A 1,473-nucleotide genomic window follows, 5' to 3' on the forward strand; every position below is an offset into this window, starting at 1 on the left:
ATGGCAAAAGAAAAGTTTGAACGCGTAAAACCGCACGTAAACGTTGGTACAATCGGCCACGTTGACCACGGTAAAACTACACTAACTGCAGCAATCACTAACGTACTTGCAAAAGTATACGGCGGTGTTGCTAAAGATTTCGCATCAATCGACAACGCTCCAGAAGAGCGCGAACGTGGTATCACTATTTCAACGTCTCACGTTGAATACGATACACCTACACGTCACTACGCACACGTAGATTGTCCTGGTCACGCCGATTATGTTAAAAACATGATCACTGGTGCTGCTCAAATGGACGGCGCGATCTTAGTAGTTGCTGCGACAGATGGCCCTATGCCACAAACGCGTGAGCACATCCTTCTTTCTCGTCAGGTTGGCGTTCCTTACATCATCGTATTCATGAACAAATGTGACATGGTTGATGATGAAGAGCTACTTGAACTAGTAGAAATGGAAGTTCGTGAACTTCTTTCTGAATACGATTTCCCAGGTGATGACTTACCACTAATCGCTGGTTCTGCGCTTAAAGCGTTAGAAGGCGAGAAAGAGTGGGAAGATAAGATTGTTGAGCTTGCAAATGCACTTGATTCTTACATCCCAGAGCCAGAGCGTGACATCGATAAGCCATTCATCATGCCTATCGAAGACGTTTTCTCAATCCAAGGCCGTGGTACTGTTGTAACTGGTCGTGTTGAAGCTGGTATCATCCGCATCAATGACGAAGTAGAAATTGTTGGTATCAATGATACAACTCGTTCTACTTGTACTGGTGTTGAAATGTTCCGTAAGCTTCTTGACGAAGGTCGTGCTGGTGAGAACATTGGTGCACTTCTACGTGGTACTAAGCGTGAAGACGTTGAACGTGGTCAAGTACTAGCTAAGCCTGGTTCAATCAACCCACATACTACATTCACTTCAGAAGTATACGTACTTTCTAAAGATGAAGGTGGTCGTCATACTCCATTCTTCAAAGGTTACCGTCCACAGTTCTACTTCCGTACAACTGACGTAACTGGTGACGTTCAGTTACCAGAAGGCGTAGAAATGGTAATGCCTGGTGATAACATCAAGATGACAGTAACTCTAATCGCACCAATCGCGATGGATGAAGGTCTTCGTTTTGCTATCCGTGAAGGTGGTCGTACTGTAGGTGCTGGTGTTGTAGCAACTATCGTAGAGTAATAATTAACTTTTAAGTTAATTGTTAGAAAAAGGTCACTCAGGTGGCCTTTTTTAATGCCTGAAGAAAAGTGTCATATGAAGGTGGTGCTCTTACCTTAGGCGTAGGTACTTTGTAGCAACAGTCAAAGAGTAATAATTAACTTTTAAGTTAATTGTTAGAAAAAGGTCACCCAGGTGGCCTTTTTTAATGCCTGAAGAAAAGTGATTTGCTCCTAGGTATAGAATTATTGCCGAGCTTGGGTTGAGTTTTACGAAACCCGAGGGGGAAAATAGTACCGAAGATAACTA

1 protein-coding gene is annotated in these 1,473 nt (G+C 43.2%); it reads left to right on the forward strand.

Annotation, left to right across the window (positions count from 1 at the left end):
• Positions 1-1,185: an elongation factor Tu gene (gene tuf / locus H5072_RS19305; protein WP_024606594.1), complete on the forward strand. Its 1,185-nt coding sequence runs from the start codon at positions 1-3 to the stop codon at positions 1,183-1,185.
• Positions 1,186-1,473 lie beyond the last annotated feature (288 nt).

It is taken from the genome of Pseudoalteromonas sp. SR45-5 (genome assembly GCF_014163565.1).
Classification (GTDB): Bacteria; Pseudomonadota; Gammaproteobacteria; order Enterobacterales; family Alteromonadaceae; genus Pseudoalteromonas; species Pseudoalteromonas distincta.

Excerpts from the sequence above, each read along its gene's own strand:
- tuf (WP_024606594.1), top strand. The coding sequence starts at position 1 with ATGGCAAAAGAAAAGTTTGAACGCGTAAAACCGCACGTAAACGTTGGT.